This is a genomic window from Microbispora amethystogenes (genome assembly GCF_016863015.1).
GTDB classification, from domain to species: Bacteria; Actinomycetota; Actinomycetes; order Streptosporangiales; family Streptosporangiaceae; genus Microbispora; species Microbispora amethystogenes.
Genome location: NZ_BOOB01000154.1, coordinates 1 through 641, shown reverse-complemented (window position 1 = coordinate 641; position 641 = coordinate 1). Strand labels below are relative to the sequence as shown.

At 71.5% G+C, this 641-nt stretch carries 1 protein-coding gene; it reads right to left on the bottom strand.

Annotated features, from left to right (window positions below; translation table 11 throughout):
• The coding region (locus Mam01_RS36135; RefSeq protein ID WP_204289706.1) for an RNA-guided endonuclease InsQ/TnpB family protein at nucleotides 1-641 on the bottom strand (641 nt) is incomplete at both ends.

The window sequence follows — 641 nt, the reverse complement described above, 5'->3', positions numbered from 1 at the left end:
CCGCACGCCTGGCATCGGAACCGGGCTTGGGTGAGGCGGTTGTCCTTCGCGCAGTGCCCGCACCGCGAGCAGGTGCGGGAGGTGCCGGCGGGATTCACCGCGATCAGCTCACGACCGGCGCTTTCAGCCTTGTACGCGAGCACACGCAGGAACACCCCCCAACCCGCGTCCAGGATGCTGCGGTTCAGGCCGCACTTGGCCGCGACGTTCTGTCCGGGCTGGGCAATCGTGCCGGAGGCCGAGCGGGTCATGGTGGCGATCCGCAGGTCCTCGTGCACGATCACGTCGTAGTCGCGGACCAGTGCGAGTGCGGCCTTGTGCGCGCCGTCCAACCGCTGGCGGCGCACCCTGGCATGCAGCGCGGCGACGCGCGCCACGGCTTCACCGCGGCGCCTGGAACCCCGCTTCTTGCGGGCGAGATCCCGCTGAGCGGCGGCCAGCCGCTCAGCGGACGCGGCCAGGTGCCGACGGTTTTCGATGTGGTCGCCGTCGGATGTGGTGGCCAGCGACGCGACGCCCATGTCGATCCCCGCGACCGAGCCCGTCACGGGCAGGGGCTCGGCCGGCACCTCGTCGCACGACAGCACGACGCACCAGCGGGAGCCCTCCCGCTTGACGCTGATCGTCTTGACGGTGCCGAG